Genomic DNA, 16,142 nt, shown 5'->3' with positions numbered 1-16,142 from the left:
CATGGCCACACTGGAATCATGGACGGTCCACCTCCCGCACAGGGTCCGCACGTGGGCGCCACGGAGCGGCGTGATTACGCGGGCGCCGTGTACGGCTCGCTGCTCGCCGCCTCGGTGGTGGTCGGGGCCGGATCGCTCGGCTATTTCCCACGGCTGGAACTCGTTCTCCTGCTGCTGGGCACCGGGGTGGTGTTCTGGGCCGCCCATGTGCTCACCCGGCTGCTCGGGGAGCGGATCATGTACGTGCCGTTGGACGGGAGGGAGATCCGGCGGGTGTGCATGGCCGAGTGGCCCATCGTCAAGGCGGCCGTCCCACCGGCCGTGGCGGTCGCCGTCACTCCTCTGCTGGGCCTCGGCCCGGAAGGGGCGTTGTGGCTGGCCCTGGGCGTCGCGCTGGCCGGTCAGGTCGGCTGGGCCTCGGTCGCCGCTCTGCGCGCGGGGGCCGCGGGCCGCATGGTGGTGGCCGCTGGGGCGGTCAACCTGGTGCTCGGCCTGCTCATCGTGCTCCTCAAGGTCGCCCTGACGCACTGACGCGTCCGTCGCCGCGGTCCGAAACGTCGATCAGCGGCGTCGATCAGCGGCGTTGCTCAGCCGTCGTACGCAGGTGGTCTCTCACAGCTGTGCCGCGCAAACCGCCCGGCTTCCGTGGCCGGCTCCGGAGCCGTCGGCACCGGAGCCGTCGGCACCTCCCGCCCAGCAGGCACACCCAGGCATCGGGTGCAACGCTGGAGATGGGTCCCCACCTCTGGAATGCGGAGAGGAGCGGACATGGAGATCAAGCCGCAGGCCGTCGTCATCCCCAAGGAGACCGACCATCTGGAACAGGGCAAGTACGGCCCCGTCTTCCCGAGGACTCCAGCCTGCTACGGCTTCACCATCGTGGCGAAGGTCAAACCGGGCAGGGCCGACGCGATGCGGGAGTACGGCCGCGCCCTGGCCGAGGCGCTGGAGCAGGATCCGTATCTTCTCGCGCCGTTGAAGCTGCACTATCTGCGCTGGGTTCTCTTCGACGACGACACGCGCTTCATGTACCAAGGCACCTTCGACACCGACTTCGACAAGTACACGGAGGACGCCGTCGCGCTGTTCTCCAAAGCCGGCGTCAGCACCGCCTTCGAGAATCTCGAAGGGTTTCCCGCGGACTGGCGGACGAACCCCGAGGCGTTCGTCCGATTCGTACGGCAACACCACTGTCCGAGCTTCATCGAGTACGGAGAGTATCCGTACGTGACGTCGGACGAGATCAAGAAGGCTCTGCAGGTCAAGAACGCCCTGTCGGAGATGCTCGACCAGATGCAGTGAGACGATCAGTGAGACGAGCGAAATGAGCGAGGTCAAGACCGCGCGCACATACAACCAGAGGCACATTCCACGGGAGTACACCCCTGGTGGGCGGCGGGTGAGCATCTACGTCTCGTGGAGCTATCCGGCCGAGGCCGGCCGCAACACGGCCGAGCTGGACAACCGCTTCTCCACGATGACCGAGGTCAGGCGGGTGACATGGCCGGCCTACGAGGACCCCAAGTGGTCGGATCCGTATCGGTTCCAGCAGGGCATCGCGGGATCACTGGAGCTGTTCTTCTGGGCATGGGTGCCGTTCCAGGAGTTCGTCGAGGAGGTCACGGGGCATCCCGTGCCGGTGTATCAGCGCATCGACCAGGCGGGTTTCCACACCCCACTCGACGAGCGGGTGCTCGACGACACGGACGTCATGTTCGTGTTCGGGCTGGACCACACGGTCACCGAGCAGGAGGTCCGGCCCGGGGAGATCGAGGCCCTACGGGCGTTCCTCCGCCGGGAGGACGCCTGCCTCGTCCTGGGCCCGCACCACGACGTCGGCGCATCGGACGACCTGGCGGTCCGCGAGATGGAGTACCGCCATCACGGCGATCCCCTGGTGCCCCGGCAGCAGCGGTTCGCCACCTACGTCAGGGACTTGATGCAGGGCCTCGGAGTGCCGGTCATGAACCGGTACGGGCTGCGCCCGGCGACACGCGAGGGCAACCGGATCGCCCCTCTGTCCACGGTCGATGACCTGGACCCGAAGGGCTGGCTGGACGGGGTGACGAACTTCAACTTCCACCTGCATCTGCCGCATTACGACGTGACGACCGACGAGCCGGACGCCGTCCGCGTGCTGGCCAGGCAGCCGATCGACATGTCCAGGCCGCATCCGTTCACCGAGGCCGGCAACACGGAGTTCAACATGTTCCTGTGGATGCCTCCCGGCGGTGACCGCGCGGCCGACCTGCTGCTGGCGGACTCGACGATCTTCAGCTCCTTGTTCGGCGGGGACGAAAGCCTGCGGAACTTCTGGCGCAACCTCGTCGCCAAGTAGGGCCCGGGAGGCCAACCGTGAGCGTGCACACGGACGTCACGCTGGAGCTCGACGACATCCAGCGTGGGGTTCTCAGTCCCCGGCCGACGCCGTACGCGGCGACTTACCTCGCCTTCCGCATCGATGACCGGGGTCCCGGACGGGAGTTGATGCGGCGCGCGAGCACGGCGGTGACCTCCGCGGCGGACCCGGTCAGCCCGTTGGGGGACACCTGGGTGAGCGTGGCCCTCACCTGTCGCGGCCTGGAGGCGCTGGGGGTACCGCGCGCCTCGCTGGACACGTTCGCCTGGGAGTTCCGGCAGGGGATGGCGGCCCGTGCCAAAGCGCTGGGCGATGTGGGCGAGAGCAGCCCGGAGCACTGGGAAGCGCCGCTGGGCAGCCCCGATGGTCATGTGGTGCTCACGGCGGTCGCGCCCGACCCCGCACGGCTGAAAGCGGCCGTCGACCGCGCCCGCGCCGCATACGACGGGCTTTCCGGCGTGACGGCGATATGGCGGCAGGACTGCTACGCACTTCCCACCGAGACCGAGCATTTCGGTTATCGCGACGGGGTCAGCCATCCGGCCGTCGAAGGCAGCGGCATACCGGGATCCAACCAGTTGGAAGTGCCGCTGAAGGCCGGGGAGTTCGTCCTCGGCTACCGGGACGAGATCGGCGGCATCCAGAGCCCACAGCCGACCGCGCTGGGACGCAACGGCAGTTACGCGGTCTTCCGCAAGCTCCATCAGAACGTCGCCGAGTTCCGGCGCTATCTGAAGGACAACTCCACCGGGCCCCAGGACGAAGAGCTGATCGCCGCGAAGATCATGGGGCGTTGGCGCAGCGGTGCTCCCTTGGCGCTGACTCCGCAGCACGACGATCCCGCGCTCGGTGTCGACCCGCACCGCCGTAACACCTTCCTGTACGAGAGCGACGATCCGGCGGGTTTCAAGACGCCCGGCGGCTGCCACATCCGCCGGGCCAACCCCCGCGACGCCGCGGTGGCGGGAGAGGTGCGACTGCACCGCATGATCCGGCGCGGCGCGGTCTACGGTCCGCCGCTCCCCGAGGGGGTACTGGAGGACGACGGGGCCGACCGCGGCCTCATGTTCGCGTTCATCGGCGCGCATCTGGGGCGGCAGTTCGAGTTCGTCCAGTCGCAATGGATGAACGACGGCGTCTTCTTCGGCGCGAATGACGCCAAGGACCCCGTCACCGGATCCCACGACGGCTCCGCCGGCTTCACCATTCCCCGTCGGCCGCTGCGCCGACGCCTTGCCCCGCTGCCGCGGTTCGTCGTCACCCGAGGAGGCGAGTACTGCTTCCTGCCGAGCCTGACCGCCCTGCGCCGGCTCGGCGGCCTGCGCGACTGACAGCGCGGCGACCGGTGCCCCGGCACCGTCCCCCCGTTCTCCGCCGCCCGAAGGGAGACCGGTGGAGACCCTGCCACGAGGTACGACAAGCTCTCCGTCCGCTACGAGGCGACTGTGCTGGTCGCAGCCGTGAACGAGTGGCTGTGACCAGCGCCGTCGCAACGGTCCTCAGACGACGTCGAATTCGTTGCCCTCGGGGTCCTGCATGGCGGCGGCGTACAGCCCCATGTCCGGCTCATCCTTAATCCGCAGCACGGTGGCACCAGCTTTGACCAGCCGTTCCACCGTAGCCTTGACCTGCTGTGTGCGGACGTCCAGTGGGACGTCACGGCCCCCACCGACCTTCAGGTCGAAGTGCCACCGGTTCTTGGCGACCTTCGGCTCCGGAACCTGCTGGAACCACACCCTCGGTCCACGTCCCGCGGGATCGATGATCGACTCCGGAATATCCCCGGCACCGGCCGGCAATTCTGCCTCGGGCACCCCCACCGTCGCCCAGTATGCACGCCACGTGGCGTGCCCGCCCGGCGGAGGCTCAGGCACGTAGCCCAGGGCCTCGGCCCAGAAAGTCACCATTCTCTGCGGATCGGAGCAGTCGATCGTCAGCTGCACTGTCATCTCCATGCTCGGAGCATCCCAGGCAGGTCTGACAGACGATCCACTTTCGCAACAGGCCCCAGGGCTGTCCCGTAATCCGTGGCGGATCAGCGCGCGGCGACGGATGCGGTGCATCGCAAGGCGGAGGAACGTCCGCATCCTGGATGTGTGCGGACGTCCCGACAACGCGGCGAGGTGCCGTGGCTGTCGTCGCGCGGCCGCCAGGGATGACGGGACGGCCCTTAGGGTCTCTCGACAAGATGTTCCTTCAGGAAGGCGCCCGCGTGGGCCGCGGCCTCTTCCTTCGCGTCGAAGGAGAGGGATCCGTCGGTTTCGCCGCGTGTTCCGTCGGCCCCGTGCCCGGTCCACCGCCAGCCGCTCAACGACGGCTCCCAGTACAACTCGGCGGAACCGCCGAACAGTACGACCGTGCTCGGCTCCGGCTCGGCGGCCGTCGGCTTGCTGATCGCGCCGGGCCACTTCTTGCGGGCACCCTGCCTGGTTATCCCCCAGGCGGCTCCCATCTGCTCGTAGCTCGCGCCGTAGGAACCGGCGGTCCGTGCGGCATTCGCCGTCAGCCGCTCGACCGTCTCGTCCACCACCTTCCAGCAGTGGAGGATCGACAGCGTCACGTCGATGGGGTCGGCATCCCACATGTGCTGCGCGGGACGCCCGGTCTCCCGGGCACGCATGGCCGAGGCGAGAGGGGTCAGGGCGTCATAGAGGGCCTTCTCCAGGACTGCCACTTCGGCGTCGGTGGCCTGAGTTCGCGTCATGCCGACAACTTTAGTTACCGAACCTCGATTACGGAAACAAAAGTTACCGATTGGCATATGCCAATTTCGCGGTCACGGCGACCCACGACAGGATCCGCGACACGATCCGCGACCAAATCCCATGTCGGGATCATCCGCGACGCGATCCCGTGTCGGCCGGACCGCCCCTTCGGCGGGGTGGGGGTCAGCCCGCCCAGCGTCCCGCGAGAAACGTGACGGCCAAGACCGTCATCACCGGTGCCACGACAGTGAGATAGGCGGTCTTGATACGGGGACTTCGCAGGCTCCAGGCGGCGAGACCGGTCCACAGCGGCCACCACAGCAGGGTCGCGCGGGGGATGGAGGTGTACCAGTACGAAGTGCCCAGGGCCCACAGACTGAGGCCGATGTACACGGCCTCGGCCCAGCGGCGCCGCCGGAGCAGCAGGACGCACAGACCGACGCCGACCAGCATGGCGAGGAGCTCGGCCTGGAACATCAGGGCGTACCCGGTGGACTGGGAATGCCCGAACGCGGCGTGCCAGGTGTTCTGCCACGCTTCCCAGGGGGCGTGGAAGTCGCGGTACCAGCCGCGCTCCTCGGCGTGCTTCCAGGCCATCCAGTCACCGGTGTGCGTGTGCAGGTACCAGCTGTGGAGAAGGGGCGGGAGGGCGGGCAGCGCCAGCCAGGGAAGAGCGCGCCACTGGGCGGAGCTGCGGGCGGTGACCAGGAAGTGGACCGCGACGGCTGCGGCAAGGAAGAGGCCGCTGACACGGACGGTGGTGGCCAGGCAGGTCAGAACGGCCGCGAGCGGCCAGTTGAGGCGCTGGGCCGCCAGCCAGGCCGGCAGGGCCAGGGCGAGGAAGAGCGCTTCGGTGTACCCGGCCGCCAGGAATACCGCGCACGGGGAGAGCAGGAAGAACAGGGCCGCACGCTGCCCCGCGTCGTCCTGCGGCAGATGCAGCCGGGCGATCCGGGCCAGGGCCAGTACGGCGACGCCACCGGCGACGAAGGAGATCAGCGCGCCGGCCGCGGGCCAGCTCGGGACGACGGTGTGGACGGCCCGCAGCAGGAGCGGGAAGCCGGGGAAGAAGGCTTCTCTGTTGTCCCAGCCGGACGTCCAGGGGCCGCTCCCTCCCGGGAAGTAGCCGTCCTGGGCTATGTGCAGGTAATGCCACCAGTCCCACCGCTGCCACGGGGAGAAGAACGAGGCCGGGTGGTGGGCCTGGCGGTCGTCGGCGAACAGCCAGCGGGTGCAGTAGGCCGTGACCCAGATACCTGCCCGGGTCATCAGGTACAGCCACAGCACCTCGCGGTCGGCGGGCTTGAGCCGGAGCAGCAACCGGCCGAGGAAGCTCGTGTCCTGCGATGACAGGGCCTCATGGGGCGCTTGCCCGGAAGCGGTCCCGGTGGGGCTGGGCGGACGCTCGCGCTGCCGATGAAAGGAGGAAAGGCTCACAACAGGGTCTCCTGGGTCGGATGTGCGCGTGCCGGACCGGCCGGGCAAGCGCCGCTGGGGCACGGAAGGCATGGAGGTCAGCCGGGCAAGCTGTTGCTCGGCGTGGGTGTGGTCGATGCCCGCGACAGGCTCGAACCAGGGAAGGTCGTTGTCCCCGATGTGCTCCGGCCGGGAAAGGCCGGTGTCTCCGATGCGCTCCAGCCAGGAAGGGCCGGTGTCTCCGATGCGCTCCAGCCAGGAAAGGCCGGTGTCCCCGATGTGCTCCGGCTGGAGGAGGGGAGGCCCGTCGGCGACGGGCTGGTGCGGGGCGAGTCGGGCAGGGAGGACGCAGGAGAGGGCCGGAGCGTGAAGGGGGTCGTGGCCGGCACGGAGGTGTCCGGGCTCTCGGGCAGCAGTGAGGCCGCGGCCGCGCCCGCGCCGGAGAAGACCAGACAGGCTCCGACGGCCAGCGCGAGGATCCGGCGCCTGTGCACTCGCTCCCCGCGCTCGGTGATGAACGAGGGCGGAGCGGAAAGGGCGCGGGACTGGCCCGCGGCGGCGGCTTCCTTGAACAGTGACCGCAACGGGTCGTGGGTTTCAGACACAGGGCCCCTCCTCGGTACGCGGATCCTGCAGACGGTGCGAGAGCGTGGCCCGTCCCCGGGCGAGATGCGTCTTGACGGTGCTGGCCGCCAGACCGGTCTCCGCGGCGATCTGTTCGACGGTCAGATCGCATACGTAGTGCAAGGCCAGCGTGCGGCGCTGTTTGGGCGGAAGATCCCGCAGTACTTCCACGAAAGTCACCGAGTCCGGGCCGGGCGCCTCCACGTGGGGTGGGGCACCGCTGCGCTGCCAGGCGTCCGCCGTACGGCGCCGGCCGCGCCACCGACTCACCGCCAGGCGCCAGGCGACCGTGCGGATCCACGCCTCGGGCTGCCCGTCGCGGTCGAGCTGACGCCGTCGGTTCCAGCCCTTGACGAAAGCTTCCTGCACCACGTCCTGCGCCTCGTGCTGGTCGCCGAGCATCACAAACAGCTGCCCTGTCAGCCGGGCAGCCGTCTGCGCGTAGAACTCTTCGAATTCCTCGACGGTCAAAAACAGCTCCTGGATCTCTTCGCTCTACCGGGCATACGCCCGGCACCCCGTGTTCGGACGACACCGAACCCGAAGAAACCTGAGTGACGGTCATCACACAGGCCCCCGGACCGGCACACGCCCTTACCGACGCGACTCGTCCGTCCGCTCCGGCCCGGCCCGCCCCGGCCCACCGAAGCACCGGATCGCGCCGCGATCACCAGCAGGTCTCGGACAGCAGGTGTCAGGCAGCAGGTCTCGGACAACAAGTCTCGGACAACAGGCCGAAGAAATGATCGCCTGTGTATTCGGCGAGGGTCCCGGCCCCACCTCGAATCCTCAAGTGGCGGGCGCTGACGAACCGCAGCGGCAGCTGCCCGAGCGACGTCTCACGGGCGCCTCGGTCCACCGGCGGCCGGACTCGCGGGAGGACCGTTCAGGCCGGCAGCCACCGGGCGGGGCAGTCGCACCTCGCGTGGCCCGGCGGGAAGGAGTCGTGCCCGGCCGGGGGCAGATCGAGCCATCGGGCCGTGCCCGGGGTGATCACATGGGTGTGGCCTCCCAGCACGACCCGGACGGCCGGGTGGTACGAGTCGGGTACGGCGATCCGAACGCGCTGGGCGCGGAAGCTCAGGTCCACGTCCCAGTGCCGGCGGAATCTGACGCGTACCCCGAACTTCGAGAGCTGGGGCAGCGTGGCAGGCGCGAGCCACAGGGCGCGGTCGCGGGTCTCCAGCCCCGTCATCCCGCGCTGCACGAAATCGAGGGTGCCCGCCATCGCCCCCAGATGGATGCCTTCCTCGGTGGTACCGCCCTGGATGTCGGCCACGTCCCCGGTCAGCGCCTCCTCGCAGTACGTCCACGCCTCCTCGTGGTGCGCTCGGGCCAGCACCCACGCGTGGACCAGGGAGCTGAGCGTGGAGCCGTGGCTCGTACGCGCGAGGTAGTAGTCGACGGTGGCGCGCCAGATGTCGTCGTCCAGCACATGCCCGAGCCGCCGGAAGAGGCCCGCCAGTTCCTGCGGCGAGAAGAGGTAGCCGAGCATCAGCACATCGGCCTGTTTGGACGCCTGGTAGCGGTTGACGGTGTCGCCCTCCGCCTCCAGGATGCGGTCGAGCCGCCGGATGTCCTCGTACCGCCTCCGGTACCCCGCCCAGTCGAGCTCGGTCAGTTCCCCGTAACCGGCGAACTGGCTGATGACACCCTGGTGGTACGGCACATGCAGTCGGCGGGAGATGTCCTCCCAGCGTTCCGGTTCGTCGCGGCCGAGTCGGATCCCGTCGAGCAGCTGCCGTCGCCGCGCCTCGGGCAGGGTGCGGTACAGCTCCGTCGCGCGGGACAGGACCCAGGCCGCTGTCACGTTCGTGTACGTGTTGTCGTCGAGGCCCGCGGCCCCGGTGTCCGGATAGGCGTCGTGGTACTCGTCCGGCCCGACGACACCGCGGATGCGGTACCGGGCCAGCGACTCGTCCCACTCGGCGCTGTCCGCCCAGAACCTGGCGATCTGCACCAGTATTTCCGCGCCTTTGGAGTGCAGGTACTCCGTGTCCCCGGTGGCCTGGCAGTACTGCCACACGTTGTACGCGACGGCCGAGCCGACATGGTGCTGCAGCCGCGAACGGTCGGGCAGCCAGCGCCCGGAGTGCGGATTGAGATGGAGTTCCTGGGTCTCCTCACGTCCGTCGTCGGCGCTCTGCCAGGGGTACATCGCCCCGGCCCTGCCCGCCTCCTGTGCCGCGCGACAGGCCGCGGGCAGCCTCCTGTAGCGGTAGTCGAGAAGCCCTCGGGACACTTCCGGAAGATGCAGGTTCAGGAACGGCAGGACGAACAGCTCGTCCCAGAAGACATGGCCCCTGTACGCCTCGCCGTGCAGCCCTCTCGCCGGTACACCCACGTCGAGTTCGGCCGTGTGCGGGGAGAGCGTCTGCAGCAGGTGGAAGAGATGCAGCCGGAGAACGCGGCCCGCTTCACCCGGGACCTCCAGCCGGACCTGCTGCCACAGCTCGGCCCAGGCCCGCTGGTGCGAGGACAGCAGACGTGAGAACTCAGGGGCGCCCCGCACCTCGGCGACGGCCGCCCGCAGCGGGCTGCCGATCGCGGGGTCTCGGGTGGTGTGAAGGGCCACCGTCTTGTCGACGACGGCGTCGGAGTCCGGACTCAGCGGCAGCACCAGCCGCCGGAAGACCGCCTTCTCCGTCTGCCGGAAGCGGGGGGCGGGACCGGGTTCGTGGCCGAGGCCGCGTTCCTGGCCGAGGCGAGGACCCGGTCCCGGGCCAGGACCCGGTTCGGTTTCGAGGCCGGGGCCAGGGTCGGTTTCGGAACCCGGTTCGGGTTCCTGGCCGAGGCCGGAACCGGGGCCGGGGAACTGTCCGCCTTCGCCATCGCACCCGGCCAGCGTGCGGGCCGCCAGCGCGACACCGACGTCCGACTCCACCGTGCGGCACCGCAGCGACACCACACCGTCCTCCTCCGTGCCGGTCACCCAGCCGGTGAGGTGCCGGTTCGACAGGTCCCGGTACCGCGCGACGCCGGAGTTGCGGACGTCTCCGTCGATCCCCGCCTCCACCTCGATCACGCCCGTCCATCCCTCCGCCCGGAACACCGTGTGCAGCGCGGCGAGATGCGGATCGCCCATGTGCACCAGACGGCACTGCTCCACCCGCAGGCGACGGCCCGCCTCGTCCTCGTAGACGGACCGACGGCGCAGCGTGCCCCCGCGCAGATCAAGTGACTGACCGTGCTCCACGAGGTGCGGGTGGTCCGGGGTGAGCCATGGCCCGGGGGCCGTGCCCGCAGGGTGGATGCGGTAGCGCAACGGCAGCCAGTTCGGCAGGTTGACGAGGTCCTCGTTCTCGACCTGGTGGCCCCGGACCGACGAGGTCAGCCGGTTGTAGCAGCCCGCCGCATAGGTGCCGGGGTAGTGCGAACGGCCCTCGGACGTCTCGGGTGCGGCCCCACGAGTGGCGAAGCGGCCGTTGCCGAGTGTGCAGAGCGCCTCCCGCAGCCGTTCCTCCTGCGGGTCGTACCCCTCGTACGACCAGGTCCAGGCCCGTGTCATCCGCCGCCCCCGGCCGTCAGCAGGTCCCCCGGATCGGACACCACGACATCGGCGCCGCGACGGCACAGTTCGGCGGCGTGGGCGGAATCACCCGTACGGTCCACGGCGACCACGAGGCCGAAACCGCCGCGGCGTCCGGCCTCGACCCCGGCCAGCGCGTCCTCCACCACAGCCGTGTCCCCGGCCGGGACCCGCAGACGCCTCGCCGCTTCGACGAAGAGCGCGGGGTCCGGTTTCCCGGCCAGCCGCAGCCGACGGGCCTCGTTCCCGTCGACCACGGCGTCGAACCGGTCGTCGAGACCCGCCCGCGCCAGCAGTTCCGCCGCGTGCCGGGACGCGGAGACGGCGGCGCAGGGCACCCGCTCGGCGCGCAGCACGTCGAGGAGGCGGACCGTGCCGGGCCAGACGTCGACCGGGCCGGTGCGCAGGCTCTGTGTGAAGAGCTCGTCCTTGCGGGCGGCGACCGCCCACACCGAACCGGTTCCCGGTGGGTCGTCGGGGCGGCCCTCGGGAAGGTCCAGCCCCCTCGATCGCAGGAACGCCGCCGCGCCGTCCCTTCGCGAGCGGCCGTCGACAAAGCGCAGATAGTCGTCGACGTCGTCGAACGGCCGCTGGCCCTCGGCGGCCGACAGGCAGGCGTCGAATGCCCTCTTCCAGGCCGCGGCGTGGCGCCGGGCGGAGTCGGTGATCACTCCGTCGGTGTCGAAGACCACGGCCCGCACGGAACGCAGGCACGGTGCCAGGGGCGGTGCGGCTGCCATGACCGGGCGATCCCTTCGTCAGGGGCTCTCCTTCATGGCACCACGGTTCAGGCCCACGGGCGCGGCGTGAATGGGGGATTCCGTCCGGCCACGGGACGGCCCACTGCGCAGGAGCACGGGACAGCCCACGGCGCAGGAGACCGGCGGCGGACCAGCCAAAGCCACAAACGGGCCAGCATCGTCATGAGGAGACCAGCATGGCTGCGAGAACACGAGCAGGGCCATGAGAGGACAGGCAAGGCCACAATAAAAGGTCACAATAAAGGGACAAAAACCCCATAGCGCCACGGCGCTATCTGGTCCATGCTGACATGCTGAAGAGACCATCGACCGTTCCCGACCTCCGGGAGTTCCGATGCTCAGCCAGTCACTCGACGACGCGACGCTCTCCGGCCTCGTCGCCGACGCCGGCGCCGCCCCGTCCCTGCACAACGCCCAGCCCTGGCGGTTCCGCTACACACGCGCAGGCCGCACCCTCACGCTTCTGGCGGAATTCGACCGCGCGATACCGGAGGCCGACCCCGCGAAGCGCGCACTGCACGTGGGCTGTGGCGCGGCTCTGCTGAATCTGCGGGTGTCCGCCGCCCACCGCGGCCTGGACACGGTCACCACGCTGCTGCCCGTACCGTCGGACCCGGCGGTACTGGCCACCATCCGTCTCGGGATCCGCCCCGACACCGCGCAAAGGCCCGAGGACGGAGCTCTCGCCGCTCTCCACCGCGCGATCCGGGACCGGCACACCAGCCGCTATCCGTTCGATGAACAGGTGATCCCCGAGAACGTCCGCGCGCGCTTCGCCGAAGCGGCCCGTATCGAGGGCGCGGACTTCACGTTCCTGGCCCCGCCGCATCTGGAGACCGTCGTCGAACTGATCCAGGACGCCGAGGGATACGACCGCGGGGACCCGGAGCGGAAGGCGGAGCAGGAGCGGTGGACCCGGAACACGAGGACCGAGGCGCCCGTGGACGGAATCCCGGACTACGCCTTCGGCCCCCGCGACACCTCCGAACGGGCGATCACACGCGATTTCGCGCGGACCGGCGCGATCCCCGGCCGGGCACGCATCCCGTTCGAGAAGCAGCCGCAGCTTGGCCTGCTGAGCACCCCGGGCGACCGCGCAACGGACTGGTTGAGTGCCGGTCAGGCGCTGGAGCGCGTCCTGCTCACCGCCACGATCCACCATGTGTCCACCTCGTTCGCCACGCAGCCCATCGAATGGCCGGACCTGCGATGGCTCCTGCGCGACCCGGTCTTCGGCACGGGGTACGCGCAGATGATCGTCCGCATGGGATACGGGCCCACGGGACCGCGCACACCGCGCCGCCCGTTGGACCACGTGCTGACGATCGATCCGTAGAAACGCCCCGGCGTACGCCGGAACGATGCGCCCGAGCCCGCGGTGGAGCGAGCACCCAGCACGGAAGGCGGTGGGAGCGATGCCGCTCCCCGTAGTCGTCGGAGTGGACGGATCGGAGGGCAGTCTGCGCGCCCTCGACTGGGCAGCGGCCCAAGCGGCACGCTCACGGCTTCCCCTGCGCGTCGTCCACGCGTCGCTGTGGGAGCGCTACGAAGGCCTGCGCCCCGACTCCGACACCGAGCGCCCCACCGAGCAGGTCCTGGCCGAGCATCTTGTCGCCACCGCCCGGGAACGCGCGCAACGGCTCGACCCCGAGCTGTCCGTGGTGACCGAGGTGCAGCCCGAGGACCCGGTGGCCGCGCTCGTCAAGGAGAGCCACGAGGCAGCCCTGATCGTCCTCGGCTCCCGCGGCCGGGGCCGGATCGCCGGGATGCTCCTGGGATCCGTCAGCCTCGCGCTCGCCGACCGCTCCCACTGCCCGGTCGTGGTGGTCCCGGCGAGGACGCCGAGCACCCCGCCGCGGTCCGGCCGCGTCGTCGTCGGGATCAGCAGCGCCGAGAAACCGTCGGCGGCCACCGTCTTCGCCCTCGGCCAGGCGGCAGCGCGCAACGGCGAGCTGATCGCCGTACGGGCCTGGCGCTGCCCCGCCCACGAGGCCATGAGTCATCCGCTCCTCTCGGGCTCCCCTGCTGCCGCGCACCGACAGCGGGCCGAGGAGCACCTCGAAGACGTCCTGGCGGGGCTGGACCGGACCGGCTCCCCCGACGTCGTCATCCACCGCTCGGTGGTACAGGGTCCGGCTCACCAGGAATTGCTCGAAGCCGCCGAAGGTGCCGAACTACTGGTCGTCGGCACACGGCGGACCGGCGGCCGGCACGGCCTTCACCTGGGCCCGGTGAACCACGCGATGCTGCACTACGCGCCCTGCCCGGTCGCCGTCGTCCCCGACACGTACGGCCGCCCCGGACCCGATCCCTACGCGGGCCCGGACTGACTCCGACCGGGCGGCACGGCACCCCGTCCGGCACGGGACAGGGCTCCGCCCACCACGGGAGCAGGCCGGCCGACGGCCGTTTCCGGCGACTCGCTGATGAGTTCCGCGCGCCATAGGATCGCCGCCATGGCCGGTCCGCGACGTAACACCCGAGGCATCGTCGACGCCTCCGAACTCTTCGCGCAGGTGCGTTTCCGCCGCCACGAGCCCTGCCCGGAACTCCGGCCGTACCTGGAGCACTACTGGCTCATCGACTGGGACCTGCGGGAGCCTTACTCCTCCCATCTGGTGCCGCACCCGTCCGTGAACCTGGTCTTCCAGCGGTACGAGGACGGCCGGGGGCACGACACCGGGTTCGCGGAGGTCTCGGGCATCGGCCTGGAGCTCTTCACGCAGAAGCTGGAGGGCCGGGGGCGGGTCTGCGGGGTGCAGTTCCGGCCCGGCGGATTCCGCCCGTTCGCACCGGCCCGGCCCGTCTCCCAGTGGACGGGGCGACGGCTGCCCGCGGACGAGGTGTTCGCCCCGTACGCCTCGTTCGTCCCACCCACCTCGTCCGCCGCACCTGCATCGCGCACCTCGCCGTCGACCGTGCTGGACCCGGTGGACGAGGACGCACGAGTGGCAGCTCTCGACGCATACCTGTTGGCGCTCGCCCCGGAACCGGATCCACTGGCCGACCGCGCGATGGCCCTGGTCGACCTGGTGCGTACGGACCGTACGGTGCGCCGTGTCGACCGACTCGCCCGCGCCGAAGGGCTGTCGCCGCGCTCGCTGCAACGGCTCTTCGCCGCGTACGTCGGCGTCGGGCCCAAGTGGGTCATCCTCCGCTACCGCATCCACGAGGCACTGGAGCGGGCCGAGTCGGACCGCGGGGTGGACTGGGCGGCACTCGCCGCGGAACTCGGCTACAGCGACCAGGCCCACCTGGTCAGAGACTTCACGGCAACGGTCGGCGCCCCTCCGACGGCGTTCGCCCAGCACTGACCACCAGGGCCCCGGACGACCGCCGACAGAACCGTCCGGCCGCCGAGTCGGCCCTCCACCCCCCGAGTCGACCGCCCGACCGCCGAAGGCGCCGCCCGAGTGTCGGTGCCGCGTCCTGGTGTCAGTGCCGCGTCCTACAGTTTCGGCATGGAACGCACCGCTTCATCGTCCGTACGGATCGAGGCCTGGTCGGACGCCGACCTGGAGCTGCTCCGCCGTGCGAACGCACCGGAACTGATGGCCCATCTCGGCGGCCCCGAGTCGGAGGAGCAGCTCATAGCGCGCCACGAGCGCTATGTGGCGATGAGCGCGGGCCGGACGGGCGGGGGCAGGATGTTCCGCATCGCCCTGACCGGCCGGGACGAGGCCGTGGGCACCATCGGCTTCTGGGAGCGGACCTGGCAGGGGCGGGAGGTGTACGAGACGGGGTGGGCCGTCCTCCCGGGACACCAGGGCCTGGGCATCGCGACGGCCGCCACGAAAGCCGTCGCGGAGCAGGCCCGTGCCGAGCACAGGCACCGCTATCTGCACGCCTATCCGTCCGTCGACAACGGCCCGTCGAACGCCGTGTGCCGCAAGGCGGGCTTCACCCTGATCGGCGCCTGCGACTTCGAGTACCCGCCCGGCCATGTGCTGCTGACGAACGACTGGCGGCTGGATCTCACCCCGGACGGGACGAGCTGACCCCGGAACCGAATCGAGTCACTCCGGATCAAGGGTCTTGTCGAAGTTGAACGCGACGATGTTCAGCCGTTCCCGCAGATAGAAGCGGTGGGCTTCGATGCGCTGCGTGCCCGAGTCCAGATTGAGGTGCAGACAGCCGGCCTCCCTGGCCCGTTCTTCGAGGTGCCCGAGAAGCCGACGGCCGACGCCGGTGGAACGGGCACCCTCCGCGGTGACCAGGTCGTCGACGTAGAGCATCCGGATCTGGCTGGTGTTGTCGATGACGCGCCAACCGGCTACGCCCACGCAGACGCCCTCGTCCTCGTAGGCGGCGCTGAACCGGAGCCCCTGCGCGTACCCCCTCTCGTACACCTCACGGAAGAGGTTCTCGGTGAGGTGCGGACGGAGTTCACGCAGGACGGGAAGCGCGTCTGCGGCCAGTCGGGCATCGCCGGGTTCGAGGTCGAGGATCTTCATGCGGGAACTGTAGGCGCCGGGCCGCTCGGCGCACGAGGGCGACCGGCGCGGGCGGGCACGTCACCACGCACTGCCACGTCGCGCCACAGCCCTCCTTCGGGCTCGCCCGGAGCTCATTCCCGCGCTCATCCCCGAGTCCGCCTCGGAGCCTGTTCCGGAGGCCGTCCCCGAGACCGTCCCGGAGTCGGTCCCGGAGCCTGTCTCGGAGGCCGTCCCGGAGGCCGGCGGAAAACGTTTGACGAGCGACGCCCCCTTGAGGATATTTATCTGCGCCACACAGCTTATGCACATCGC

16 protein-coding genes are annotated in these 16,142 nt (G+C 70.1%); 8 read left to right on the top strand and 8 right to left on the bottom strand.

Translation table 11 applies throughout. The annotated features are described in order from the left end of the window. The first annotated feature begins 18 nt into the window (after positions 1-18). From ACZ68L_RS02080 to ACZ68L_RS02065, 4 genes are all read left to right on the top strand, one after another. Positions 19-531, top strand: coding sequence for a hypothetical protein (locus tag ACZ68L_RS02080; RefSeq protein ID WP_469573444.1), 513 nt, complete (start codon positions 19-21; stop codon positions 529-531). Positions 532-768: 237 nt separating this feature from the next. Further along, entirely contained in the window at positions 769-1,302 is a 534-nt protein-coding gene (locus ACZ68L_RS02075) for a hypothetical protein (protein WP_469573443.1), read from the top strand. Between the two features lie 22 nt (positions 1,303-1,324). Next, positions 1,325-2,338 carry a hypothetical protein gene (locus tag ACZ68L_RS02070; protein WP_469573441.1) on the top strand — a complete coding sequence of 338 codons (1,014 nt, stop codon included), beginning with the start codon at positions 1,325-1,327 and terminating at the stop codon, positions 2,336-2,338. Positions 2,339-2,355: 17 nt separating this feature from the next. After that, positions 2,356-3,690: a Dyp-type peroxidase gene (locus tag ACZ68L_RS02065; RefSeq protein ID WP_469573440.1), complete on the top strand. Its 1,335-nt coding sequence runs from the start codon at positions 2,356-2,358 to the stop codon at positions 3,688-3,690. Between the two features lie 168 nt (positions 3,691-3,858). Here ACZ68L_RS02065 and ACZ68L_RS02060 read toward each other — a convergent pair whose 3' ends face one another. The 7 genes from ACZ68L_RS02060 to ACZ68L_RS02030 form a co-directional block, all read right to left on the bottom strand. After that, entirely contained in the window at positions 3,859-4,314 is a 456-nt protein-coding gene (locus ACZ68L_RS02060) for a VOC family protein (RefSeq protein ID WP_469573437.1), read from the bottom strand. A 215-nt stretch (positions 4,315-4,529) separates the two neighbouring features. Beyond that, positions 4,530-5,063: a hypothetical protein gene (locus tag ACZ68L_RS02055; RefSeq protein WP_469573436.1), complete on the bottom strand. Its 534-nt coding sequence runs from the start codon at positions 5,061-5,063 to the stop codon at positions 4,530-4,532. A 184-nt stretch (positions 5,064-5,247) separates the two neighbouring features. Continuing rightward, positions 5,248-6,501, bottom strand: a complete 1,254-nt coding sequence (locus tag ACZ68L_RS02050; RefSeq protein WP_469573434.1) for a mannosyltransferase family protein — start codon at positions 6,499-6,501, stop codon at positions 5,248-5,250. 77 nt (positions 6,502-6,578) lie between these two features. Beyond that, complete coding sequence (locus ACZ68L_RS02045) at positions 6,579-7,085, bottom strand: hypothetical protein (protein ID WP_469573432.1); 507 nt, start codon at positions 7,083-7,085, stop codon at positions 6,579-6,581. Further along, positions 7,078-7,575 (bottom strand): SigE family RNA polymerase sigma factor, encoded by a 498-nt coding sequence (locus ACZ68L_RS02040; protein ID WP_361443704.1) that lies wholly within the window; start codon positions 7,573-7,575, stop codon positions 7,078-7,080. The genes ACZ68L_RS02045 and ACZ68L_RS02040 overlap by 8 nt, the downstream gene beginning before the upstream one ends. A gap of 415 nt (positions 7,576-7,990) precedes the next feature. Next, positions 7,991-10,612 carry a glycoside hydrolase family 65 protein gene (locus ACZ68L_RS02035; protein ID WP_469573431.1) on the bottom strand — a complete coding sequence of 874 codons (2,622 nt, stop codon included), beginning with the start codon at positions 10,610-10,612 and terminating at the stop codon, positions 7,991-7,993. Further along, positions 10,609-11,373: an HAD family hydrolase gene (locus tag ACZ68L_RS02030; protein ID WP_469573429.1), complete on the bottom strand. Its 765-nt coding sequence runs from the start codon at positions 11,371-11,373 to the stop codon at positions 10,609-10,611. Before ACZ68L_RS02030 ends, ACZ68L_RS02035 begins: the two co-directional genes overlap by 4 nt. A 355-nt stretch (positions 11,374-11,728) precedes the next feature. On the opposite strand from ACZ68L_RS02030, the gene ACZ68L_RS02025 reads away from it, so the two are divergent. From ACZ68L_RS02025 to ACZ68L_RS02010, 4 genes are all read left to right on the top strand, one after another. Continuing rightward, positions 11,729-12,730, top strand: a complete 1,002-nt coding sequence (locus ACZ68L_RS02025; RefSeq protein ID WP_469573427.1) for an Acg family FMN-binding oxidoreductase — start codon at positions 11,729-11,731, stop codon at positions 12,728-12,730. A gap of 79 nt (positions 12,731-12,809) precedes the next feature. Beyond that, positions 12,810-13,724 (top strand): universal stress protein, encoded by a 915-nt coding sequence (locus ACZ68L_RS02020; RefSeq protein WP_469573425.1) that lies wholly within the window; start codon positions 12,810-12,812, stop codon positions 13,722-13,724. A gap of 126 nt (positions 13,725-13,850) precedes the next feature. Further along, complete coding sequence (locus ACZ68L_RS02015) at positions 13,851-14,708, top strand: DUF6597 domain-containing transcriptional factor (protein ID WP_469573423.1); 858 nt, start codon at positions 13,851-13,853, stop codon at positions 14,706-14,708. Between the two features lie 147 nt (positions 14,709-14,855). After that, complete coding sequence (locus tag ACZ68L_RS02010; protein WP_469573421.1) at positions 14,856-15,392, top strand: GNAT family N-acetyltransferase; 537 nt, start codon at positions 14,856-14,858, stop codon at positions 15,390-15,392. Between the two features lie 18 nt (positions 15,393-15,410). Here ACZ68L_RS02010 and ACZ68L_RS02005 read toward each other — a convergent pair whose 3' ends face one another. Further along, positions 15,411-15,848 carry a GNAT family N-acetyltransferase gene (locus tag ACZ68L_RS02005; RefSeq protein WP_469573419.1) on the bottom strand — a complete coding sequence of 146 codons (438 nt, stop codon included), beginning with the start codon at positions 15,846-15,848 and terminating at the stop codon, positions 15,411-15,413. Positions 15,849-16,142 lie beyond the last annotated feature (294 nt).

The organism is Streptomyces sp. NPDC104309 (assembly GCF_055584025.1).
Note: the sequence above shows the minus strand (reverse complement) of the source record. Positions and strands in the feature narration are given on the sequence as shown.

Bases quoted from the DNA above. Each gene is read 5' to 3' on its own strand.
- ACZ68L_RS02080 (WP_469573444.1), top strand. From the start codon at position 19: ATGGACGGTCCACCTCCCGCACAGGGTCCGCACGTGGGCGCCACGGAG.
- ACZ68L_RS02075 (WP_469573443.1), top strand. From the start codon at position 769: ATGGAGATCAAGCCGCAGGCCGTCGTCATCCCCAAGGAGACCGACCAT.
- ACZ68L_RS02070 (WP_469573441.1), top strand. From the start codon at position 1,325: ATGAGCGAGGTCAAGACCGCGCGCACATACAACCAGAGGCACATTCCA.
- ACZ68L_RS02060 (WP_469573437.1), bottom strand. From the start codon at position 4,314: ATGGAGATGACAGTGCAGCTGACGATCGACTGCTCCGATCCGCAGAGA.
- ACZ68L_RS02055 (WP_469573436.1), bottom strand. From the start codon at position 5,063: ATGACGCGAACTCAGGCCACCGACGCCGAAGTGGCAGTCCTGGAGAAG.
- ACZ68L_RS02035 (WP_469573431.1), bottom strand. From the start codon at position 10,612: ATGACACGGGCCTGGACCTGGTCGTACGAGGGGTACGACCCGCAGGAG.
- ACZ68L_RS02030 (WP_469573429.1), bottom strand. From the start codon at position 11,373: ATGGCAGCCGCACCGCCCCTGGCACCGTGCCTGCGTTCCGTGCGGGCC.
- ACZ68L_RS02025 (WP_469573427.1), top strand. From the start codon at position 11,729: ATGCTCAGCCAGTCACTCGACGACGCGACGCTCTCCGGCCTCGTCGCC.
- ACZ68L_RS02020 (WP_469573425.1), top strand. From the start codon at position 12,810: ATGCCGCTCCCCGTAGTCGTCGGAGTGGACGGATCGGAGGGCAGTCTG.
- ACZ68L_RS02015 (WP_469573423.1), top strand. From the start codon at position 13,851: ATGGCCGGTCCGCGACGTAACACCCGAGGCATCGTCGACGCCTCCGAA.
- ACZ68L_RS02010 (WP_469573421.1), top strand. From the start codon at position 14,856: ATGGAACGCACCGCTTCATCGTCCGTACGGATCGAGGCCTGGTCGGAC.
- ACZ68L_RS02005 (WP_469573419.1), bottom strand. From the start codon at position 15,848: ATGAAGATCCTCGACCTCGAACCCGGCGATGCCCGACTGGCCGCAGAC.